General features: G+C 65.4%; 16 protein-coding genes and 2 pseudogenes. 7 read left to right on the top strand and 11 right to left on the bottom strand.

Going from position 1 to position 22,238, the window contains the following annotated elements; translation table 11 throughout:
* Positions 1-25 precede the first annotated feature (25 nt).
* Positions 26-169: a hypothetical protein gene (locus ACIA76_RS39845; protein WP_397160102.1), complete on the top strand. Its 144-nt coding sequence runs from the start codon at positions 26-28 to the stop codon at positions 167-169.
* Between the two features lie 263 nt (positions 170-432).
* Positions 433-1,197 (top strand): GAF domain-containing protein, encoded by a 765-nt coding sequence (locus ACIA76_RS39840; RefSeq protein WP_397160100.1) that lies wholly within the window; start codon positions 433-435, stop codon positions 1,195-1,197.
* Positions 1,198-1,212: 15 nt separating this feature from the next.
* Here the strand turns inward: ACIA76_RS39840 and ACIA76_RS39835 are convergent.
* From ACIA76_RS39835 to ACIA76_RS39785, 11 genes and pseudogenes are all read right to left on the bottom strand, one after another.
* Positions 1,213-1,350: pseudogene (locus tag ACIA76_RS39835) on the bottom strand (SAM-dependent methyltransferase); the annotation flags it as partial.
* Positions 1,351-1,767: 417 nt separating this feature from the next.
* Positions 1,768-4,260, bottom strand: coding sequence for a plasma-membrane proton-efflux P-type ATPase (locus tag ACIA76_RS39830; protein WP_397160098.1), 2,493 nt, complete (start codon positions 4,258-4,260; stop codon positions 1,768-1,770).
* Positions 4,257-6,623, bottom strand: a complete 2,367-nt coding sequence (locus tag ACIA76_RS39825) for a phosphoketolase (RefSeq protein WP_397160096.1) — start codon at positions 6,621-6,623, stop codon at positions 4,257-4,259. Before ACIA76_RS39825 ends, ACIA76_RS39830 begins: the two co-directional genes overlap by 4 nt.
* Positions 6,624-6,733: 110 nt before the next feature.
* Positions 6,734-9,121 (bottom strand): glycoside hydrolase family 65 protein, encoded by a 2,388-nt coding sequence (locus ACIA76_RS39820; RefSeq protein WP_397160094.1) that lies wholly within the window; start codon positions 9,119-9,121, stop codon positions 6,734-6,736.
* Complete coding sequence (locus tag ACIA76_RS39815) at positions 9,118-9,867, bottom strand: HAD family hydrolase (RefSeq protein ID WP_397160092.1); 750 nt, start codon at positions 9,865-9,867, stop codon at positions 9,118-9,120. The genes ACIA76_RS39820 and ACIA76_RS39815 overlap by 4 nt, the downstream gene beginning before the upstream one ends.
* Before the next feature lie 77 nt (positions 9,868-9,944).
* Positions 9,945-10,601: a histidine phosphatase family protein gene (locus ACIA76_RS39810; protein WP_397160090.1), complete on the bottom strand. Its 657-nt coding sequence runs from the start codon at positions 10,599-10,601 to the stop codon at positions 9,945-9,947.
* 124 nt (positions 10,602-10,725) lie between these two features.
* A complete protein-coding gene (locus ACIA76_RS39805; RefSeq protein ID WP_397160088.1) occupies positions 10,726-11,799 on the bottom strand; it encodes a class I fructose-bisphosphate aldolase in 1,074 nt (357 codons plus the stop codon).
* Positions 11,800-12,515: 716 nt separating this feature from the next.
* The gene (locus ACIA76_RS39800; protein ID WP_397160087.1) at positions 12,516-13,625 is read right to left on the bottom strand and encodes a glycosyltransferase family 4 protein; all 1,110 of its coding nucleotides are present in this window, start codon (positions 13,623-13,625) and stop codon (positions 12,516-12,518) included.
* Positions 13,626-13,908: 283 nt separating this feature from the next.
* On the bottom strand, positions 13,909-14,403 hold the full coding sequence (locus ACIA76_RS39795) for a general stress protein (RefSeq protein WP_397160085.1): 495 nt from the start codon (positions 14,401-14,403) through the stop codon (positions 13,909-13,911).
* A 130-nt stretch (positions 14,404-14,533) separates the two neighbouring features.
* Positions 14,534-14,761 (bottom strand): hypothetical protein, encoded by a 228-nt coding sequence (locus tag ACIA76_RS39790; RefSeq protein WP_397160083.1) that lies wholly within the window; start codon positions 14,759-14,761, stop codon positions 14,534-14,536.
* Entirely contained in the window at positions 14,758-15,615 is an 858-nt protein-coding gene (locus ACIA76_RS39785; protein ID WP_397160081.1) for an SPFH domain-containing protein, read from the bottom strand. The genes ACIA76_RS39790 and ACIA76_RS39785 overlap by 4 nt, the downstream gene beginning before the upstream one ends.
* A 565-nt stretch (positions 15,616-16,180) precedes the next feature.
* Between ACIA76_RS39785 and ACIA76_RS39780 the strand changes: the two genes are divergently transcribed.
* The 5 genes and pseudogenes from ACIA76_RS39780 (at position 16,181) to ACIA76_RS39760 (ending at position 22,221) form a co-directional block, all read left to right on the top strand.
* Positions 16,181-16,939, top strand: coding sequence for an ANTAR domain-containing protein (locus tag ACIA76_RS39780; protein ID WP_397160191.1), 759 nt, complete (start codon positions 16,181-16,183; stop codon positions 16,937-16,939).
* Positions 16,940-17,144: 205 nt separating this feature from the next.
* On the top strand, positions 17,145-17,723 hold the full coding sequence (locus ACIA76_RS39775; RefSeq protein WP_397160079.1) for a hypothetical protein: 579 nt from the start codon (positions 17,145-17,147) through the stop codon (positions 17,721-17,723).
* Between the two features lie 54 nt (positions 17,724-17,777).
* A complete protein-coding gene (locus tag ACIA76_RS39770) occupies positions 17,778-19,946 on the top strand; it encodes a glycogen debranching N-terminal domain-containing protein (RefSeq protein WP_397160077.1) in 2,169 nt (722 codons plus the stop codon).
* Between the two features lie 394 nt (positions 19,947-20,340).
* Positions 20,341-20,754 (top strand): PRC-barrel domain-containing protein, encoded by a 414-nt coding sequence (locus ACIA76_RS39765; protein WP_397160075.1) that lies wholly within the window; start codon positions 20,341-20,343, stop codon positions 20,752-20,754.
* A 71-nt stretch (positions 20,755-20,825) separates the two neighbouring features.
* Positions 20,826-22,221 (top strand): annotated as a pseudogene (locus tag ACIA76_RS39760) (glucose-6-phosphate dehydrogenase).
* Positions 22,222-22,238: the final 17 nt, after the last annotated feature.

The following is a 22,238-nucleotide window of genomic DNA, read 5'->3' as shown; positions in this document are numbered from 1 at the left end:
GGGATGCACGACAGGAGGTAACCGTATGCCTCTGGACGTTCTTGCCGGCGCCCTGTGTGTGGCAGATCTGGCGGCCGTGGTCGCCATGCTGCTCATCGCACTGGCCGATATCGCGAGTCCCGACCGCAATTCACCGCCGCGACGGAAGCGCCCACCGGATGGCAGGTAAACCATTGCGCCGCATCGAAGCCGAACGCTGACATCCGCTCGGGGCAGGGTTCGTCCTGACTGTGGGTGTGATCGACTCGGCGCGCCGCCCGTGTGCGTAATCGCGGTACGCAACAGTTGCTCACTGCACGTATACTTCGTGGCTGAGTCGGCCGATCGACGATCGAGTTTGTCGCCCACTATGTTTCGGTGTTCTGGACGGAACGGACCGTTCGGTGATTCGGGCGTCCGAGTGCTGGAGAACGTGTGGACGAGCGAGGGCAAATGCCGGGCCGATTGGACCTGCTGGACGAGTTGATCACCGGTTTGTCGGAATTGACGGCGTTGGTGTCCTCGACACCTGACATCGAGAGTTCTCTCCACGATGTCGCGGAACTCACCTCTCGGATGCTGCCCGGGCGCCCAACGGCGGCGGTCGCGTTACGGCGGGACGGTGGCGCGGTCACCGTCGCCTCTGCCGGCCCGCACGCGCGACTGATCGATGAATTCCAGCAGCGTCAGGGACTGGCGGTGATTCGCGAGGCGGTGAATACGTCACGGGCGGTGGACATTCCTGATCTCACCGTCGAACGACGCTGGGGCGAGTACCCGGCGCGAATGCTCGCCCACGGCATACGCAGCGTCCACGCTCAGCCGTTGGTGGTCAACGAGACGGCGATGGGGGCGCTGAATGTCTACGGTGTGCGAGCGCACGAATTCGATCAGCGCACGCTGCAAGCGATCTCACTGACCGCCGCGCATGCCGCGGTAGTGCTAGCCGCGGCGAACAACGCTGTCCACCAGGCCGAATTCGTCGAGCACAGCGAGCGACTGGTTCGTCATCTGTTCGACGCCGGGCTGCGCCTGGATCGCCTGCGCCGGGAGTATGGGCGGGAAGCCCCCATACCGGTGGAGGTTCGGGCGGCCGACGACGCCGTTTTCGCAGACCTCGACACCGTTATTCGCGATGCGGGCCTGGCAATGCTGGCTCTGGCAAAGGCGCAGCTGCCCGCGTGGGTGGCAACGCGATCGTGGCATTCAGCACGGTAATGAAACCGGCGATGATTCCTCAGCGGTATCGGAAGCGACCACCGCGGCACCCGCCAGCGCGGCAGCAATGGCGGTGTTGCCGGTCCCGGCGCCGACATCCAAAACCCGCATACCCGGAGCAATCCGGCACGCAGCCACCAGATGCGGCCCGAGCCTCGAGTGCTCGGCGAGCCCGATCGACCGCGGCGTCGGTCGGGTAGGGGCGCCTTCCGCCATGGCTCGTTGTCGTGGTGCCGCGGGTCGAACACGGCCCGTCCAGCGTTATGGCAGCGGTCGGGAGCGTCGGCTGTGAGGCCTCGACGGTGTTGTGCGCCGATAGTGGTCTGACCATCTGTGCTCGGCCGCGCCGACTGTGCGGCGAACTGGAGGAGTGCCGACCAATCCGTTGCCAGCGCGGCAACCCAGTTGCTATGCGGCCTCGAACCAAGATCTTTCCGAGGCGCCGTCTTCGAAACCTTGGACAGTGCCACGCGAGAGGTCTTGGCTGGCGCCGCGCAGGCGCGCGTTGCTTCTGTCTGCTGTCACAACGTGAACCGCCTGTCGGGATCCGGGTGGTGCGGTGACTCTCGATCACTGTGCGGCGCGGAGCAGCGCGGGTGTTTCGGTATCGGCCGGGGTTGTTGCCTTTCCGGTGGGGTCGAGGATGCGGTAGGCGAGGATTTTGATGCGGTCGCTGGCCAGTGCCCAGATGATGGCGTAGCCCCAGACGAACCCGGCCCATCCCCAGCCCAGGGGTGTCATGAACAGTCCGTAGACCGCGATCAGCGTCGCGATAGTTTGGGTGCCGAGTACGGCGAGCAGCAGGATACGGGCGGGGCGGATGGACCAGAACGGTCCGCGGGTGCGGGTCAGGAAGATGGTGAGATGTCCCGCCACGGACAGCATGAGGTACATCAGGGTCTGCACGCGGGGATGACCGAGGTCGAAGACGCGGTCGCCGAGGTAGAACAGGCCGAACGCGGCGATCGGGCCGATGACGCCCAGGACGGTGGCGATACCGAGCACCAGGCGCATGTTCCAGGCTTCGGGCTCGTTGCGGTAGCGGACATTGTCGTAGGCGATCGAGAGGATCGCGCCGTCGTTGAGCAGCGCGAGCATGACGATCATGATCGCGGTGAGCGGGTAGAAGTTGAGGATCAGGATGGCAGCGGTGATGAACAGCAGCACCCGCAGTGTTTCGGCGATGCGGTATATCGCGTAGCTGTTCATCCGCTGAAATATCTTGCGGCTCTGTTTGATCGCGTCGATGATCACCGACAGTCCTGGGGTCAGCAGCACGATGTCGGCGGCCGCGCGGGCGGCATCGGTGGCGCCGTCGACGGCGATTCCGCAGTCGGCTTTCTTCAACGCGGGTGCGTCGTTGACGCCGTCACCGGTCATGCCGACGATGTGGCCGCGTTTCTGCAGCACGTCCACGATGTGGTATTTGTGCTCGGGAAACACTTGGGCGAATCCGTCGGCCGATTCGATGGATTCGGCCACCGCCGCCGATTCGGTCTTCTTCACATCACCCAAGCCCGCGGCGTCGAGAATGCCGGTGCCCAAACCGATCTTGGCGGCGGTTTCCTTCGCGATGGCCAACGCGTCGCCGGTGACCATCTTCACCGCCACCCCCATCGCTCGCGCGGTGGAAATGGTGGCTGCGGCGTCGTCGCGGGGCGGATCGAACAGAGGCAGCACCCCGAGCAATCGCCAGTCGCCGTCGCCGTCGGCGCGAGCCACGCCCAGCGACCGGAACCCGCGCGCGGCGAAGTCATCGACCGCTGTGTCGACCGCAGGCTTGATCTGCACGGCGTTGCCTGCCAACGCCAGGATGACCTGCGGGGCGCCCTTGGTGACCGTGAAGGTGGTGCCGTCGGCGGCGGCGGCGGTGGCCTCGGTGCGTTTGTGGACCGGGTCGAAGGGCTGGAAGTGGGTGATCGTGTAGTCCCGCAACACATCTCGGTCGGGAAGCCCGCCGAGCACGGCGAGGTCGATGGGGTCGTCGTTGTCGGCGCGGGAGGCCAGCGCGCCGGCGAGAACGACTTCGGCGGCGGTGGTGTCGAGGGTGAACGGGTCGCCGAGCGTCAGCGAGTTCTGGGTGAGAGTGCCGGTCTTGTCTGCGCACAGCACGTCCACGCCGGCGAGTTCCTCGATAGCGACCAGCCTGCTCACGATGGCCTGCTTCTTGGCGAGCAGTCGCGCGCCTACGGCCATGGTCACCGATAACACGGTCGGCATCGCGACCGGGATTGCGGCGACGGTGAGGACGAGGGCGAATTGCAGGGTGGTCAGGATCGGGTCGCCGCGCAGGATCGAAGCGATCACGATCATCGTGACGAACGCGACGGCGAGGATGATCAGGTAGTTGCCGATCTTGAGGACCGCGCGTTGGAAATGGCTGACCGTGTGCGCGCTCTGGACCAGGTCGGCGGTTTCACCGAAGTAGGTCTCGGTGCCGGTGGCATACACGAGGGCGCCGATCTCCCCGCGCCGGACGATGGATCCGGAGAAGACCGCGGCGCCGGGTCCGCAGGTGGCGGGCAATGATTCTCCGGTCAATGCGGATTGATCGACCTCGATCTCGTCGCCGTCGAGCAGTCGTGCGTCCGCGGGGATGATGTCTCCCAGCCGCAGCCGGATGACATCACCGGGCACCAGTTCGCGCGCGGGCGGGGTAACCCATTGGCCGTCGCGCACGACACGGGCGTTGATCGCGAGCTTGGCTTTGAGGGCATCGATTGCGTTGCCCGCCTGGCGTTCCTCGGTGAATCCGACCAGACCGTTGGCCAGCAGCAAGACCAGGATGATGAAGAAATCCGGCCAATGCCGTACTGCGCCGGAGAGAATGACGGCGATCTCGATCATCCAGGGGATCGGACCCCAGAAGTAGCCGAGGAATTTCAGCAGCGGGTTGGGTTTGTGTTCGGCGATCTCGTTCGGCCCGTAGCGCGCCAGCCGCCGTGTGGCCTCGGCTTCGCTCAGCCCGTCGGTGGAGGTGTCGAGTTGTTCCTCCACCTGCGGGATCGGCAGCGACTTCAGGTCGGGCTGACCGGTCGGGGGCGGGGCGGTGTGGGTGCTCATCGGTGGGGTTCCCATGTCCAGTCGCGTATTTCGGGTAGGTCCTGGCCGTGGGTGTTGATGTAGTGGTTGTGTTCGACGAGCTTGTCGGCCATCGTCTGTTTGAGGTAGTCGCCGGTGGCGCCGAGTTGCGGGAGCCGGTCGATGACGTCGGTGACGAGGTGGAAGCGGTCCAGCTTGTTCTGCACCCGCATATCGAAGGGGGTGGTGATGGTGCCTTCTTCGTTGTAGCCGCGGACATGCAGATTGTGGTTGGTGCGCCGGTAGGTGAGGCGGTGGATCAGGGTCGGGTAGCCGTGGAAAGCGAAGATGATGTGCTTGCCGGTGGTGAACACGGCGTCGTAGTCGCGGTCGTCGAGTCCGTGCGGGTGCTCGCTCGCCGATTGCAAGCGCATCAGGTCCACGACGTTGACCACGCGAATCTTCAACTCGGGCAGGTTTTCTCGCAGTATCGATACTGCTGCCAGCACCTCGAGGGTGGGGGTGTCGCCGCAGCAGGCCAGGACCACGTCCGGTTCGGCGCCCCGGTCGTTGCTCGCCCATTCCCAGATACCGATGCCCTCGGTGCAGTGCACCACCGCGTCTTCCATGCTCAGCCACTGCGGCATCGCGCGCTTTCCGGCGACGATCACGTTGACGTAGTGGCGGCTACGCAGGCAGTGATCGGCCACGGAGAGCAGGCAGTTGGCGTCCGGTGGCAGATAGACGCGCACGATATCGGCCTTCTTGTTGACCACGTGATCGAGGAAGCCGGGATCCTGATGAGTGAAGCCGTTGTGGTCCTGCTGCCAGACATGGGAGGCGAGCAGATAATTCAGCGAGGCGATATCGCGCCGCCACGGCAGGGCCGCGGTCACCTTCAGCCACTTGGCGTGCTGGTTGAACATCGAGTCGATGATGTGGATGAACGCCTCGTAGCAGTTGAACAGCCCGTGCCGGCCGGTGAGCAGGTAGCCCTCGAGCCAGCCTTCGCTCTGATGTTCGCTGAGCATCGAGTCCAGCACTCGCCCTGCGGGAGACAGTGATTCGTCACCCGCGACGATGCGGGCGTCCCACTGCCGATCGGTGACCTCGAACACCGCGCCGAGCATGTTCGACAGAGTTTCGTCGGGGCCGAAGATCCGGAAGTTGCGATGCTCGGTGTTGAGCGCGACCACATCGCGCAGAAAACTACCCAATACCAGCGTGTCCTGCGCCATCACCGCACCGGGCGACGCTACCGCCACCGCGTGCGTGCGGAAATCGGGCATCCGCAGATCACGCAGCAGCATCCCGCCGTTGGTGTGGGGGTTGGCGCCCATCCGCCGCTGCCCCACCGGTGCCAGTGCGGCCAGATCCGGGAGCAGACGCCCGGATTCGTCGAACAGTTCGTCGGGTTTGTAACCGCGCATCCAGGCTTCGAGAAGTTCCACGTGACCGGGATGGGCTTCGTCGACCAGCAGTGGCACCTGGTGGGATCGGAACGTGCCCTCGATCTGCAGGCCGTCGACGATCGCCGGTCCGGTCCAGCCCTTGGGGGAACGCAGCACGATCATCGGCCAGCGGCGCCGGGTGGTGTCACCGGTGCCGCGGGCCGCGCTCTGGATGCGGCGGATATCCGCCACGACCAGATCCATGGTGGTGGCCATCAATTCGTGCATCTGCTGTGGGTCGTCGCCTTCGACATAGTGTGGCTCCCAGCCGCAGCCGCGCAGGAACTGGTCCAGTTCGGCGGGCTCGATGCGGGCCAGCACCGTCGGGTTGCTGATCTTGTAGCCGTTGAGATGCAGAATCGGCAGCACCGCCCCGTCACCGACCGGGTCGAGGAACTTGGTGGACTGCCACGCCGTGGCCAGCGGCCCGGTTTCCGCCTCACCGTCGCCGATGACGCAGGCCACGATCAGGCCGGGATTGTCGAACACCGCGCCGAAGGCATGGCTCAGTGAATACCCCAGCTCGCCGCCCTCGTGGATGGACCCCGGGGTCGTCGGTGCGACATGACTGGAAATGCCGCCGGGGAAGGAGAACTGGGTGAACAGCTTCTTCAACCCGGCCTCGTCTTGGCTGATGTCGGGATAGATCTCGCTGTAGGTGCCTTCGAGGTAGGTGTTGGCGACCAGCGCGGGTCCGCCGTGACCGGGACCCGCGACATAGAACATATCCAGGTCGTAGGTGGTGATCGCCCGATTCAAGTGCACATAGATGAAGTTCTGACCCGGTGTGGTGCCCCAATGCCCCACCACCAGCGGCTTCACATCCGACAACGCCAACGGGCGCTTCAACAACGGATTGTCGTAGAGGTAGATCTGGCCGACCGACAGGTAATTCGCCGCCCGCCAGTAGGCATCCATGCGATGCAGTAGTTCCGGTTCCAACGTTCGGGTCATGATGCGGCGCTCCTCGGCCGACTGGATACAACGGGGCTCACGCTTTTCAGATTGCGGCGACCATGCACTCTCCGTATTTTTCGAGATGCCATGGCTTGCAGAGGAATTGGTCATCGGTTCGAGACCGGCTCTCTGTTCTCCGGCCGCCTGGGCAGGCTTCGTCGGGACGGCGCGCGACCGTGCGGTTGGGTCGGTGCGGGCAAGGTCTGCGGCGCGGTGGTGATGGGTCGAGTGATCGGTTTGTCGCTTGTCAAGGTGACCGGCTGGGCATGGTGGGTGATGTGCAGGGGCGCACCGTCTTTCAGGGTGTAGGTCGCCGCTGTCGCCGAGATGTCGACGCTGAGCCGTTGTTCACCCGTCGTGATGGTGAAGGCGAGCCGGGTCAACGCATCGGGTAGCCGGGGAGCGAAGGTCAGTGCGCCGTGGTGGTTGCGCATGCCCGCCAGCCCTTCGATCAGTGCGATCCAGCTGCCGGCCAAAGCCGCGATATGCAGGCCGTCGCGGGTGTTGTGTTCGAGATTCTCGAGGTCCATGAGAGCCGCCTCGGCGAGGTAGTCGTAGGCCAAGCGCGTGTGTCCGATCTCGGCGGCCATCACCGCCTGTGTGCAGGCGGACAGGGACGAGTCACGGACGGTGAGCTGTTCGTAGTAGGCGAAGTTGCGGGCCTTCTGATCGGAGGTGAATGCGTCGCCCTGTCGATGCATGGCCAGCACCAGATCGGCCTGCTTGGCGACCTGTTTGCGGTACAGGTCGAAATACGGGAAGTGCAGCAGCAGCGGATACTGGTCGGCCGCCGTCGCGTCGAAGTCCCAGATCTGGTGGTCGGTGAAGCCGTCGGCCTGCGGGTGGATGGCGAGGGCCTCGTCGTAAGGGATGTACATGCGTTTGGCGGCGTCTCGCCAGCGGGCGGTTTCTTCCTCATCGATACCCAGGTCGCGGGCCACGCCGGGGTGACGGCCGAGGGCGTCGGCGGCGGCCCGCAGGTTCTGCTGCGCCATCAGGTTGGTGTAGACGTTGTTGTCGGCGACGGCGCTGTATTCGTCGGGACCGGTGACTCCATCGATGCGGAAGGGGCCGCCAGGGCTGTCGTGGCCGAGTGAGGCCCACAGGCGAGCGGTTTCGGCGAGAAGTTCGCAACCGACGGCGCGTTCGAATTCCTGATCGGCGGTGGTGTCCACATAGCGGACAACGGCATCGGCGATGTCGGCGTTGATGTGAAACGCGGCAGCACCCGCAGGCCAGTAACTCGAGCATTCCTCACCGTGGATCGTGCGCCACGGAAACGCCGCCCCCCGCAACCCGAGCTGGGCGGCCCGCGCGGTCGCCAGCGGCAAGGTGGAATGTCGCCAGCGCAGCGTGTGGGCGGCGGCCTCGGGCGCAATCTGGGTCAAGACCGGCAACACATAGGCTTCGGTGTCCCAGAAGCAATGTCCGTTATAGCCCGGTCCGGTCAGACCTTTCGAAGGAATCGCCCGTCCCTCGGCCCTGGCGCTGGATTGAAGCACATGAAACAGGGAGAACCGCACCGCTTGCTGGATCTCGGGATCACCGTCGAGTGCGATGTCCGCACGCGTCCAGAACTCGTCGAGATAGGTGCGCTGCTCGGCGAGCAAACTATCCCATCCTGTCTGGCGCGCGGCGGTCAATGCGGCATCGGCCTGAGCGTGCACCGAGGGCAGGGAGCGAGTTCGGGACCAGCCGTAGGCGGCGAACTTGTCCAGCCGAAGGCGTTGTCCCGGTTGCAGTTCCGTGGTGACGGTCACCCGGCCCAGGTCCGGGAAGCTTTCCGATTCCACCAGGGTCGCGGAAGGTCCATCGACGGCATGATCCATGGTGGCTGCGATGTAGAGCCCGCTGCGCGCGGTGGCATGCACCAGGCCGGCCCGGGTGCCCTCGGCCGCGTGGTCTCGGCTGATCAGCGGCGCCTGATCCGCGGCGGCTCGCGGATCACCGTTGGATGCGGGCAGTTCTTCGTTGGCGACGAGTTCGGACTGCACCACCACACGCACCGGCCTGCCGAGAGCCTCGACGCTGTAACGGATCGCGCCGATCGCGCGTTGCGTCAGCGAGACCAGGCGTGTCGAGGACACGCGGACTGTCGATCCCGCGGGGGATCGCCAGTCGGTCCGCCGATGCAGCACCCCGCCGGCGAAATCGAGGCGCCACTCGTGGGCCAGCACCTCGCCGTAGGTCACGTCGAACGGTTCGTCGTCGACGAGCAACCGAATCAGCTTGCCGTTGGTCACGTTGATGATCGTTTGCCCGGACTCCGGATATCCGTAGCCGCGCTCGGCGTACGGCAATGTCTGCAACTCGTGGACGCCATTGAGGTACGTGCCGGGCAAGCCGTGTGGTTCGCCCTCGTCGAGGTTTCCGCGCCAACCGATGTGACCGTTCGACAACGCGAAGATCGATTCGGTTTGTGCGAGCACGGTCAGGTCGAGGTCGACCGCACGCAGGCACCAGGGTTCGACGGTGAAGTCGGGGTGGTTGATCATCGGCTGTCCAACAGCTCGGCCAGATCGGTGACTACGCGGTCCGCGCCGTGCGCGATGAGTTGCTCGCGCTGACCGACCCGGTCGACTCCGATCACGTAACCGAATTCGCCCGCCCGACCGGCGGCAACCCCGGCAAGGGCGTCTTCGAACACCACGGCAGCGCATGGCTCGACGCCCAGAGCCCGTGCGGCGGCGAGAAACGTGTCCGGTGCCGGTTTCCCGGCCAAATGCTCGCGCCGGGCGGTGAGGCCGTCGACCCGCTCCTCGAAGAGGTCTTCGATATGTGCGGCGACCAGGACATCGCGGCAGTTCGTGCTCGACGACACCACCGCGCGCCGCAATCCGGCGTCACGAACCGCCCGCACATACGCCACCGAGCCTGGATACGGCTCCACCCCGTCGCGTCGGATCAGGCGAAGCATGATGGCGTTCTTGCGGTTTCCCAGACCCTGCACGGTCTCGGCACCGGGCGGATCCTGCTCGTGTCCCTCGGGCAACTCGATGCCGCGGGAGGCCAAGAAGGCGCGCGCACCGTCCTCGCGGGGTTTCCCGTCGACATATGCGTCGTAGTCGCCGAGGAGGTCGAATGCGACGAACGGTGCGTCGCCGCGCTCGGCGCGTGTCCGCAGATAGGCGTCGAACATCTGCTTCCATGCCGACGCATGCGCTCGTGCGGTGTCGGTGAGAACGCCGTCGAGATCGAACAGGCACGCCGATATCGAGGCGGGCAGCGCCACCTGTGACATCGCTGGATTACCCACCGGCATCGGAGGTCTCGCCCCAGTCGCATCGTCGTGGTGGCTGTTCGTTGTCGATTCGATCGTCACGGTCGGCCCACTCTCGGTGTCTCGGTTGACGCGACGTTTTCACCGGAGGCAGTCCGGTTGCCGCTGCCGTCGAGCAGTGCGGCATCCACGTTCCACCGCTCGATACAGCGTTCACCGTGGTAGTCCCCGATGACCGAGATCGAGGCGGTGAGGCTGGCGAACAGGCGCCCGGTCTCGGCAGCAAGCCCCAGCGCCCGCGCGGCCAGGATTCGGGAGAAGTGCCCGTGGGTGACGACGACGACCGGCTCGGTGGAATGGGCGAGGTTTGTCTCGAGAAAGGAGTCGGCGCGCACGCCGACGCTCTCGGTTGTTTCACCGTGGGGGCATCCGTCGCGCCAGATATCCCAGCCGGGTGCCAGCAGGCGGATCTGGTTGCCGGTGAGGCCCTCGTAGTCGCCGTAGTGATATTCCGCGACGAGTGGATCCACTGTTATGTGCCGGCCGGGGAACGCGAGAGCGGCTGTCGCGGTGGCACGTCGGCGAGGGCTGGAAAACACCGGCGCGCTCCGGCCCGACAGCATGCGTTCGACCAGCGACGCCAGCGACGCGGCCTGCCGATGACCGTTCGATGTCAGAGGCACATCAGTGGTGCCGGTATACCGGCCCGACAGAGACCATTCGGTCTCTCCGTGCCGAATGATGACCAGTTTCATCATTATTCACCGTCGTCCCGGCGCTGTGGCCTGGTAGAGCCGGTCGTTGCGTGACGCCCGCGCCGGGTCGTTCGGGCGGGACGAAACGTGGGATTGTCGTTCGGTGTCGGGCCACGGCTGGCCATCACGTGGGAGCCAGGACTGTTGTGCGCGCGTACTCACCGCGACGGGCGTCCTGATTGTTCTGGGCCCGGTGCCGGATGGCGCTTTGGGCGCCGTCCGCATTCGTGTCCTGGCCGCCCCAAATGGTCAGGGCGGGTTGCTGGATCGCTCGGCCGAAGGAGAACCCCACCGGCCACGGCAGTGGTTGCCGGTCTGCGGCGTTGATGGCGTTGAGTCGTGTCGTCGCGAGGTCGCCGGATTGGCCACCGGACAGGAACACGATCCCGGCGACCGCGGCGGGGACGACCCGGCGCAGGCAGGAGATCGTGGCCTCAGCGACCGTCTCGACGGTCGGCTGGATCGGGCAGGCCGAGCCGGGAAGAACCATATTGGCCTTGAGCAGCGTGCCCTCCAACGCGACACCTTGAGTATGCAGCTGGGAAAAGACTTCCCGGAGAACATCTTCGGTGACCGCACCGCACCTGGTGACGGTGTGCTCGCCGGTCATGAGGATTTCGGGCTCCACGACGGGAACCAGGCCGGCCTCTTGGCACAACGCCGCGTAGCGGGCCAGCGCGTGCGCGTTCGCCTGCACGCAGCCGCGGCTCGGTAGCGTCTCGCCGATGGTGAACACGGCCCGCCATTTGGCGAATCGTGCCCCCAATGCGACGTATTGAGTCAGGCGTTCACGCAGCCCGTCGAGGCCCTCGGTCACTCTCTCACCCGAGTGACCGGCCATCGGCTGGGTACCGCGGTCCACTTTGATACCGGGGGCGATCCCCGCGTTCATCAGGACGGTCGCGAACGGGTCACCGTCGGTGGTGTGTTGGCGGATCGTCTCGTCGCACAGGATGACACCGCTGATGCTGTCCGCGAGGCGGGGCGTGGTCACGATCAGTTCCCGGTAGGCGCGGCGGTTCTGCTCGGTCTGAGCGATCCCGAGCCGGGCGAATCGGCGGTTGCAGGTGGGGATCGACTCGTCGATGGCGAGCAGGCCCTTGTCGCCGGCGACCAACGCGTTCGCCGTGCTCACCAGGTGCGGCATGCTCGGCGCACCAAGCGAGCTCAGCGGCGCCGGGAGCGCAGATGTTGTCATCGTGGGGTCACCCTCGACTTGCCTGTGCCACGATGCTGAGTTCTTCCGTAGCCTGATCGGCTGGTACTTGTCCAGCGCGGTCCAGGCGCACCACTGATCGGGGGCGTCCTCGAATCCAGGGGCTGCTGCCGCTACGCGGGCCACGTGCTGATCCGTCGCGACCCGCGTCACCTGCGCAGCCCGACGGATTCAGCCGCTCGGTAGCTACGGGCGCGTCATGAACGATCGCCGTATGTCCGGGGGTTTTCGGGGGCATTGAACGGGCTGAGAAGCTGTGTGGGACAGTCATGGTGATCCTGGTGTGCAGATGATCACCGGTGTGTAAGGGTTTCGGAGCCGACGCTCCTCGAGTTCTGCGGCGGACAGCCGAACTCATCCCGAACCAGCTGAGGTTCTCAGCGCCATTCACCTTACACCCAGTGGGGAACCCACCGCGCCGCATACCGTTCGAGGGAGCCCGCTATCTCGAGGGTTGCCGGGTTGCCGGTGGTCGCCGGGACCGAGCGCGAGCTGGCGCCGCTGTGACCGCCGCTCCGGCAAGCCATCTCGTGGTGGTTGCACCACGAAGATGTCGTCGGCTCGCCAGGCGGGGGCCCAAAACAGAACTGTGATGCGTTGATCAGTGGGTCGCGGTTCGACGCTTCGGATATCCACTCGTATGGCGTTGCGTTGGGTCTGTGGTGGTTCCTGAGAATGATCGGTCGCCTACTCCAGTGCTACGTCCTCGAGCCGAGCATGGTCGAGGACTGCGTTGACGGCCGTACGGTCACCTCGGTTGCGGCTGGTACGAGACTCAGCAAGCTCTCGCCTGCGTGGCCGGCCAGGATCCGCCGATACAGTGCGACGTGGTCGCGGGCCATCCGGTGCATGTCGAATCGCCGTTCGGCCTCGGCTCGGCAGTCTGTGCGATCGATGCTGTCGATCAGCTCGATCGCGTCGAGCATGTCCTGGGTTCCGGTGCACAGGAATCCGGTGCGGCCGTGGTCGACGATCTCCGGCGCGGCACCGCGGGGAAAGGCCAGAACCGGTGTGCCACATGCCAATGCCTCGGCCATTACCAGGCCGAACGGTTCGGGCCAGTCGATCGGATTGAGGAGCGCATCCGCGTGCTGCAGCAGGCGTACTCGGTCCTGCAGCGGAAGTTCTTGCGGTTCGGGATCATCGGGGCCCAGCAGTGGCCGGACGTGTTGCTCGTAGAACGCCCGCTCATCATCTTCCCGGATTTTGGATACCATCACCAGCTTGCGGCCCGCCGCGCGGGCGAACTCCATGGCTCGGTGCGGACCCTTCGCCGCGCACATCCGCCCGATCCACATCAGGTACCCGCCCCCACCCGGGCCGTAGCGGTAGGTGTCCAGGTCTATGCCGTGGTGAATCACCGTCGCGATCGGGATCGGGTCCGCGAACCGCTTCTGCGCGTGTGAAATCGCCACGACCGCAACGTGATCGGCGAACGAGGCGATATTGCGTGAGTTCATCGGATCGAACGACCCGTGGCAGGTCGATACCACCGGTGGTCCGTCGAGGTGCGGCCCGATCAGCGGTCCCAGCGCTGTGTGGTCGTGAATGATGTCCACATCGGTCAGTGCCTCGTAGGCGGCAAGCACGTGTGCGGCCTCGGGCACCGTGATCCCGATCGGGCTGAAGGCGTACTCGTACAGGTGCTCTCGGTCGACGGGACATGTGGACTCACCGACGGTGAACAGTCGTACGTCGTGACCGAGGAGGGCCAGACCGCGTGCGAGGTTGTCCACGACGGCCTCGGTGCCGCCGTAAGCCGGCGGTGGAACAGGAACCCAGGGCGGTGCGATCAAACCGATACGCATGACAAAACTCCTTCCGAGCATCGGCCTGTGCACCCCGCATGCGCAGCAGACCGAGAAAATGGACCGCATTCCGAAGGAGGGTCGCAGCGGTGGAATTCGCGGTCATCACAACAACATCGGCATGCTCGCTGTCGCCATTCGTGGTATCCGCGCAGCGGCCGAAGGATCGCACTGACATTCATATCGCGGTTGCTGCCATGAATCAAGAACACCGCCGGTCCTCTTCGCGTCGATGAGTCAGAGGTCGCACAGTGTTGGAACGTGTTGACGGCTGATTGCCGTTTCATCGCATCGCCGCGAGGAGACGGGTGGCTTCGCTGCCGAATTCTGGTGTGCACACCACGTCGTAGTGCTCTGCGGCCAGTGTGGAGACCGAGGAGAAGTCGCGCCGGCCCCGGGTGGCCCAGTGCCCGACGTATCCGAAGACCGCGCCCCACACCGTGCCGATGAGCACAGCGCCGATGATGACGCCGAACCATGCGGTGCCGAGGGTGAATATGCCCAGCAACAGTCCGATGAACAATCCCCACCAGGCTCCGGCGGCCATGCCGATGACCGCGGCCCGCGCTGTGGTCATCCGGCCGGTGACGGCCTCGACGGTGCTGATGTCGTGCCCGACGATCCGCAGATTCTCTACCGCGAATCCGGAGTCGGACAGATAGTCCACGGCGCCTTGCGCGGCGGAATAATCACGATAGCTGGCGATGATCTGATATCCGGCATCGACCGGCGCCGCGTGGATGTGATCGTTCAGTGGGGGTCCGGAATGAATAGGCATGATGTACTCCTCGGATTCGTGAGGGACCGGTTTCGTCTGGGAAATTTGCAATTCGGCCTCGCTGCTGGAATAGAAGGGGCGAGCTGTCACTATGGGGTGCGTTGTCGATCGAGTTCGTAGCGTGTCTGTGTCATGGGGCTGAGTCCTTCAGCAACCTGATGAGCTGGCGCTCGTCCAGCGCGGTCCAGACGCCGCGGACGGCGCACCACTGGTCGGGGTCGTCCTCGAGTCCGATGGCAGCCGCTGCGCGGGCCGAGTGCTGATCCGTCGCGGCCATCGGCGTCACCTGCGCAGCTTGTTGGATCAGCCAGTAGGTGCTCCACCCAATCAGTGGGATGCACAGCAAAGCGATGATCACAGCGGACTCGCCGGAGTGGGAGTTCCGTTGCCCACCAATGCGGTCGACTCCGAGACGGGGGTCGGTGGCTGCGGCCCGGCGGCAGCGACGCCCTCACGGGCCAGGAAGGTTCCCAGTTCGGTGATCGTCGACATCAACGGAGCCGGGAAGACGACAGTGGTGTTCTTGTCGACGCCGAGTTCGACCAATGTCTGCAGATTGCGTAACTGCAACGCGAGCGGGTGGGCCATCATGGTGTCCGAGGCGTCACCCAGCGCGGCCGCCGCCAGCGATTCACCCTCGGCGGCAATAATTTTCGCTCGTTTCTCCCGCTCGGCCTCGGCCTGGCGGGCCATGGCGCGTTTCATGCTGTCGGGCAGCTGGATATCTTTGAGCTCCACCAGGGTGACCTGCACGCCCCATTCGATGGTGGTGACGTCGAGGACGGCGCGGATGTCGAGGTTAATCTTGTCGGTCTCCGACAACGTCTCGTCCAGGGTGTGCTGACCGACCACCTTGCGCAACGTCGTCTGCGCGATCTGATCGATCGCGGCGTAGACATTCTCGATCGCCACAACCGACTTCACCGCGTCGACGACCTTGAAGTAGGCCACCGCCGAGACATCGACGCTGACATTGTCGCGGGTGATGATCCCTTGCGACTGGATCGGCATCGTCACGATCCGCAGCGAAATCCGGTGCAGCACATCGACGAACGGGATGATGAGCCGCAGCCCGGGTTCGCGTTCGCCGACCACGCGGCCCAGCCGGAACAGCACGCCGTTCTCATACTGTTTCACGATGCGAACCGACATCGGTAGCACCAGCAGCACCAGTATGACCAGGACAATGATGACGATGACCAGCGCCTTCATCGCGCTACCCCCGCCGGGTCGGTTGGCGAGCCGTGCCGATCAGTGCCTACGGGCACGTCATGGAGGACCGCTGTATGTCGGGGACGTGTCGAGGGTGCCGGACGGGCTGGGAAGGGGTGTAGGACAGTCATGGTGATCCTGGAGTGCAGACGATCACCGGTACGTAAGGGCCTCGGAGCCGACGCTCCTCGAGTTCTGCGGCGGACAGCCGAACTCATCCCGAACCAGCTGAGATTCTCAGCAGCTCCAACGCTACACCCCTTGGGAATCAACCGCGCCGAATGCCGTTCGAGGCAGCCCACGATCCCGAGGCTTGCCGAGGTTGCTGGTGGTCCACGGATCCAGGGGGTGAGATCGCGCCGTTGTGGCCGCCGCTCCGGCAGGTGCTCCAGAACTACCGGGCGCCAGTACGCTGAATGTGACAAACCCTCCCGTGGCGGTTGCGCCGCGGGTGTGTCGCCGGTTTCCGGCTATTGGATGCCGGGTTCCGGGCTGGACTATCGAGTGCAGGGACACAGAGTTGACGCAGTTCACCGGAGGCGTCCGCAACACCTCAGCCGGGCCGCTGACCCCGGGGCAGGCCAGCTCGGACCTCTCCGACTTGCAGGCCGCCCTCGCCGACTTGGCGGGCCTGGTCGCGGGCAGTCTCGGGTTGCCCGAGTTGCTGGCCGAGGTGGCGGCGTTCGCGGTGCACGCGATACCGGGCGCCGACGGTGCCGGAGTGACCCTGTTACGGGTCGACCGGATGGACAACATGGTCGAAGCGTTGGCGGCGAGTGCGCCGTTTGTCGCAGAGATCGACGAAATTCAGTACGTCACCCTTCACGAGGGCCCCTGCATCACTGCGGCATTGGAGCGCCGGACGGTGCGTTCCGGGTCGTTGGGCGGGGAGAAGATGTGGCCGCGGTTCGGTCCGCGAGTGGGCAGGCTGGGCGTGCACAGTGCGTTGTCGCTACCGCTGTTGCTGCCGGACCAGGTGGTCGGGGCGATCAACGTCTATGCCCACGGTAAGGATGTCTTCGACGAGCACGCGGCTGAACTGGGACAACTTTTCGCCAAACCGGCGGCGGTAGCGGTACACAACGCTCAGGTCCTGTCCCGGGCGATGGCGTTGACCGCCCAGTTACAGACCGCGCTGTCGACACGACCGGTGATCGATCAAGCGATCGGCATACTTCGGGGCCGCAGCGGGCGCAGCGCCGAAGACGCGTTCACGCAGCTGCGCGCGATCAGCCAAACCGAACACCGCAAGCTGGCCGACGTGGCCCAGCGCATCGTCGACGAAGCCGTCCGCCGCGCCCGCGCCCGACACACCCCGGCCTGAGGCCGCATCACTGCGCCGGGTAGTGGCTGCCCGGCCGGGCCGAGCGTAGGTTTGGCTGTGGGGGACAGTTCCGGAACGGGGTCCTGACCCGGCGGCCCGGATCTCCCACCGTGCACGGCAATGCGCCCTGTTCGGACTCGGCACGGCTCGATCGGCGCTCGGGAGCGCCCAGCGGAGCAACCACCTCGTGAAGATCACCGCTGCGATGGCCGCCGCATTGAACACCCTCACCGAAGCACTCGATGAACCCGGCACCGACATCGCACACAGCCTGCATCAATTGACACTCGACGCCGCGGCTGCGGTACCCACCTACCTCGGTCTGAGTGTGGTTGTGGCCCAAGGCGATCCCCCGATCACCCTTACCACTCTCGCCGACGGAGTCGTTACCGGCGACATCCGCACCTCACTGCGGGTTCTGCTCCCGGGCATCGGTGACGGCGACGCCCCGGCGCCTGTGGCTCTCATCCTGTACGCGGGGGCACCGGGAACTTTCGTCGACCTCGCCGCGGAACTGGCCTGGCTCATAGGACAACCACTGACCGACATCACCCTCGACCAGCACCTCACCCTCCCCGCTGCACCGGACACCACCGATCGACTACAGGCGGCATCGGATATCAACCAGGCTATCGGCGTCCTTATCGGACGCGGTGACACACCCCGACAAGCCCGCTGGCAGCTCGACAACCTTGCAGCCGACAACGGAACCGACCGGCATACCGCCGCGCACCTGGTCCTCGACACGGTTACCCCCAGTGACGAGTGTTCAGAAAAAGACTGAAATCGCCCTGACAGCTCTGTGACAACGAACATAGATTCGAGAAGGGAGCCCGGTATGGAGGTATCGGTCGGGCCGCCGGTGGTGTCCACGCATTTCGACGATGAGGTCGTGGTGTGTGAGCCGTCGGGGGAGATGTCGAGCACCAGGGAGCAGGGGTACTTCACCGCCGACACCCGCCTCGTGTCCGGCTACCGGTTGAAGCTCGGCGGTGAGCGACCGATCCTGTTCAACGGGGCGGCGCCCGGGCACCATTGCGCGCGCTTCGAGTTCACCAATCCGGTGCTCATCGGCGGCGACGGCCGCCCGATCACCGAACACTCGCTCCACCTTCGCCTCGATCGCAGCGTCGGTCCCGGGATCCACGAGGACTACGACCTCACCAATCAGGGTCGAGAGGATGTCGTGCTCGACCTCGAGGTGAGTATCGAGTCCGATTTCGCCGACATCTTCGACGTGAAGGCTCGCCGACGCGTCAGGCGAGGTTCCATCCACAGTTTCTGGGACGACGACAAAGGACGGCTCACCACCCGGTACGTGAACGGTGTCTTCGAACGCTCGCTCGTCCTCGAAGTGGCGAACAACGACTCGCCACCCGCATTCGCCAACGGCGGCATCCTGTTCCGCATCGAACTCGCCCCGGCCCGCTCGTGGCACTGCTGCGTCTGGTGGATGCCGGTGATCGACGGCGAGGAGCGCCGGGTGACCCGCCCCTGCCACCAGCTCCTCGAGACCGACTCCGAACCCGAGATCGCCCGCAGGCGCTGGGTCTCACAGGCGACGAACTTCGAGACCTCCAACCCGGGCGTGACCGGGTCGCTGCGCCAAGCCATCGACGACCTGGCCGGACTACGCCTGCATCATCACGACAAGCTCGCCGCAGGCGACCCCGGCAACGAGGACCTCGACGCCTGGGTGCCCGCGGCGGGCATTCCGTGGTTCGTCGGTCTCTTCGGCCGCGACGCGCTCACCGTCTCGTTCCAGACCCTCAGTGTGTCGCCGCGCTTCGCCCTCGGCAGCCTGCACGCCTTGGCGGCATTGCAGGCCGACTCCTACGACGACCGTAGAGACATGCAGCCGGGCAAGATCGAGCACGAAGTGCGCCACGGTGAGCTCGCGGCGCTGCACCTGATCCCCCACACCCCCTACTACGGCACCCACGAGGCGACCACTCTTTATGTGCTCGTCGCCGCGTGGGCCTGGCGCTGGCACGGGGACCGTGAGGCGCTCGATGCCGTACGGCCCCACGTCGAGCGGGCCCTCGCCTGGATCGATCGCGACGGCGACCCCGATGGCGACGGGTTACAGGAGTACCGGACGCGTTCCCCGGACGGTTACTACAACCAGGGCTGGAAGGACGCCGGTGACGCCATCGTCACCAGCACCGGGGCGTCGGCCACGCTACCGATCGCTCTGTGCGAGCACCAGGGGCTCGTCGTCGCGGCGAAGCGCGCCTGGGCCGAGGTCGTCGAGATCGCCTACGGTGACCGCCGCCTCGCCGTTCGCCTTCGCTCGGAGGCCGACCGGCTGGCCGAGGTGATCGAACAACGGTTCTGGTGGGAGGAACAAGGCACCTATTACCTCGGCCTCGACGGCGATAAACGCCCGATCGCGTCGGTGTCCTCCAACCCTGGCCACCTCCTGTGGCAACGAGTCGTCGATCCCGACAGGGCGGCACAGGTCGTGAGACGCCTCATGGCACAGGACATGTGGAGTGGCTGGGGTATCCGCACCCTGTCGGCCGACCATGCCGCCTACGATCCGTTCTCCTACCAACGCGGTTCGGTGTGGCCACACGACAACGCTATCGCGGCCGCCGGCTTTCGAGCCTATGGTTTCGACGACGAAGCGACCACGGTGGCAGCCGGCATCTTCGACGCCACCTCGAAGTTCGCCTTGCAGCGGCCGCCCGAGCTCTTCGCCGGACTGACCCGAGATGCCGGCTCGTTCCCCGTCCAGTATCTCGGGGCCAACGTCCCCCAGGCGTGGTCCTCCGGCGCACTCGTCCACCTCGTCGCCACCCTCCTCGGCCTCGACGCCGACGCCCAGGCCGGAGTGGTTCGCCTGCACCCGGCACTTCCCGCGTGGATGTCGCAGGTGACCCTTCGACAGCTGCGGGTGGGCGACGCATCGATCGATGTCCGCGTCGTCCGCCGACCCGACGGTAGTCACGGCGTCGAGGTACTCGCCGGCGAAGGAGATCTCGAGGTGCAGATCGTCAACTGAACAAGACCGGTCGGACGGCGTGATGTCGACGTCGACGCGGAGCGGCGCAGCAGCGTAGATTGGTTGATGCTGAGACCTTCAGCCAGTCCGGGATGAGGTTCGGCCGTCCGCTGCCGACCCACAGAGCATTCGCTCCGCGCCGTGCACACATGTGACCGCGACTCATCGGGATCACCATGAACGTTGCACTCGCTGCGTTACGGACGGTGACGTTACGCGGCCGTGGCTGGCACAGCGACCGTATCTGGTTCGGGCTGCCCTCCCGGTGTTCGCCGACTTCCCGCTCGTTCGAGTTCGCGGCACAGTTGCGTCCTGCGCGCACGTGGCCGATACGGCCGGAATGTGCCTCGTCTCGACCGAATCATAAGCACACCTCTGCAAACAGGAGCTTTCGATGATGGCACCGAACACGTCCGCTTTGAGCAAACTGAGCGACACCGGCAAGACGGTCGCAGATTCTGCCGAGGACGTCCGGGGGCGACAAGTGAAGGACAAGGACGGCGAGGTTGTGGGCAAGGTTGCGGACCTGCTGATCGATGATCGCGACCGCAAGGTCCGCTTCCTGCTCGTTGAACACGGCGGCTTCCTCGGTTTCGGTGAGACGAAGTCGTTCATTCCGGTCGCGGCGATCACTCGGATCACCGAAGACGAGGTCGATATCAACCACACTCGTGACCACATCGCCGCAGCACCCGGTTACGACCCGGAACTGGTGAACGATCAGACCTACCACGCCGACATCTACGGCTACTACGGGTATGCACCATTCTGGTCGCCCGGGTATAGCCCTCGAGGCTTTCCCGGCTGAGACAGGTCGCATGTGCTGCGATTGCCGACCGATGCCCGGCAGGTTTTCGCCGAGGAAGAGATGTGATCCGGATGTCTGATGCGACCACTGGCGTGGCGGACCTGCTGGTGATTTTCGGTGTCACCGGCGATCTGGCGCGCAAGATGACATATAGGGCGTTGTACCGGCTGGAGCGGCGCCGGCTGCTCGACTGTCCGATCGTTGGCGTCGCTGATGACGACATGACGGTCGAGCAACTGGTGAGGCGGGTCCGTGAGGTGATAGGGGATGCGGAGGAGATCGTCGACGACGCGGTATTCGACCGGTTGGCAGCCCGCCTGAGCTATCTGTCCGGTGACATCACCGACGAGGCGCTGTACGAGAGGCTGGCCGAACAGGTCAAGGGGCATCAGCGGCCGCTGTATTACTTGGAGACACCACCGGCACTGTTCGGCCCGATTGTCGAGCACCTGGGCAAGGCCGGCCTCGTCGAGGATGCACGGGTCGCGGTGGAGAAGCCGTTCGGGCACGACCTGGATTCCGCCCGCAAGCTCAACGCTCAGCTGCATCAGGTGCTCACCGAGCGGCAGATCTTGCGGGTGGACCATTTTCTGGGCAAAGAGCCGGTCATCGAGCTTGGAGTATCTGCGCTTCGCCAATCTGGCGCTCGCTGAGATCTGGGACCGTCGCAGCGTGTCCTGTGTGCAGATCACCATGGCCGAGGACTTCGGCGTCGAGGACCGCGGCAAGTTCTACGACGCGGTGGGCGCCTTGCGTGACGTCGTGCAAAATCACCTGCTGCAGGTGCTTGCGCTGGTCGCGATGGAGCCGCCGGCCCGAGCCGGCGGCGAGGAGCTGCGTGACAAGAAGGCCGAGGTGTTCCGGGCGATACCCGACGCTGATCCTCGGCACTACGTCCGCGGGCAGTACGACGGGTACCTCGAGGTGCCCGGGGTCGCGACACGGTCGCGCACCGAGACCTTCGTCGCCTTGCGTCTGGAGATCGACAATTGGCGATGGGCCGGGGTCCCGATCTTCCTGCGAGCAGGTAAGGCTCTGGCCGAGCGTGCCACCGAGGTCCGGCTGGTTCTGCACCGCACACCGCGGTTGTCGTTCCTCCCCACGCCGACACAGGTCGAACCGAACCAGATCGTGCTGCGCATCGACCCCGATCCGGGCCTGCGAGTGCAGGTCGCCGCGCGGGCGGGCGATTCGTGGCGCGCGGTGCATCTGGACACTCTGTTCACCGACGAACTCGGCGAGCCGTTGGAACCCTACGAACGACTGTTGCACGACGCGCTGATCGGCGACCCTCGCCTGTTCGCCCGACAGGACAGTGTCGAGCAAACCTGGCGCATCATGCAACCGCTGCTGGACGCCCCTCCGTCGGTCCGGTCGTACCGGCGTGGCTCGTGGGGACCGGCAGAAGCAGACACGCTGCTGCACAACTCCCCGCGCTGGCGCCCTCCGTGGCAGGCCGGCAACTGAAGAACGACATCGACTCG

The organism is Nocardia sp. NPDC051570 (assembly GCF_044454005.1).
Taxonomy (GTDB): Bacteria; Actinomycetota; Actinomycetes; order Mycobacteriales; family Mycobacteriaceae; genus Nocardia.
This window is presented reverse-complemented; position numbering and strand designations above follow the sequence as displayed.

Coding starts and splice junctions, on each gene's coding strand:
- ACIA76_RS39810 (WP_397160090.1), bottom strand. CDS start 10,601: ATGAAACTGGTCATCATTCGGCACGGAGAGACCGAATGGTCTCTGTCG.
- ACIA76_RS39840 (WP_397160100.1), top strand. CDS start 433: ATGCCGGGCCGATTGGACCTGCTGGACGAGTTGATCACCGGTTTGTCG.
- ACIA76_RS39815 (WP_397160092.1), bottom strand. CDS start 9,867: ATGTCACAGGTGGCGCTGCCCGCCTCGATATCGGCGTGCCTGTTCGAT.
- ACIA76_RS39775 (WP_397160079.1), top strand. CDS start 17,145: ATGGCCGCCGCATTGAACACCCTCACCGAAGCACTCGATGAACCCGGC.
- ACIA76_RS39805 (WP_397160088.1), bottom strand. CDS start 11,799: ATGACAACATCTGCGCTCCCGGCGCCGCTGAGCTCGCTTGGTGCGCCG.
- ACIA76_RS39845 (WP_397160102.1), top strand. CDS start 26: ATGCCTCTGGACGTTCTTGCCGGCGCCCTGTGTGTGGCAGATCTGGCG.
- ACIA76_RS39795 (WP_397160085.1), bottom strand. CDS start 14,403: ATGCCTATTCATTCCGGACCCCCACTGAACGATCACATCCACGCGGCG.
- ACIA76_RS39800 (WP_397160087.1), bottom strand. CDS start 13,625: ATGCGTATCGGTTTGATCGCACCGCCCTGGGTTCCTGTTCCACCGCCG.
- ACIA76_RS39785 (WP_397160081.1), bottom strand. CDS start 15,615: ATGAAGGCGCTGGTCATCGTCATCATTGTCCTGGTCATACTGGTGCTG.
- ACIA76_RS39825 (WP_397160096.1), bottom strand. CDS start 6,623: ATGACCCGAACGTTGGAACCGGAACTACTGCATCGCATGGATGCCTAC.
- ACIA76_RS39830 (WP_397160098.1), bottom strand. CDS start 4,260: ATGAGCACCCACACCGCCCCGCCCCCGACCGGTCAGCCCGACCTGAAG.
- ACIA76_RS39770 (WP_397160077.1), top strand. CDS start 17,778: ATGGAGGTATCGGTCGGGCCGCCGGTGGTGTCCACGCATTTCGACGAT.
- ACIA76_RS39765 (WP_397160075.1), top strand. CDS start 20,341: ATGATGGCACCGAACACGTCCGCTTTGAGCAAACTGAGCGACACCGGC.
- ACIA76_RS39820 (WP_397160094.1), bottom strand. CDS start 9,121: ATGATCAACCACCCCGACTTCACCGTCGAACCCTGGTGCCTGCGTGCG.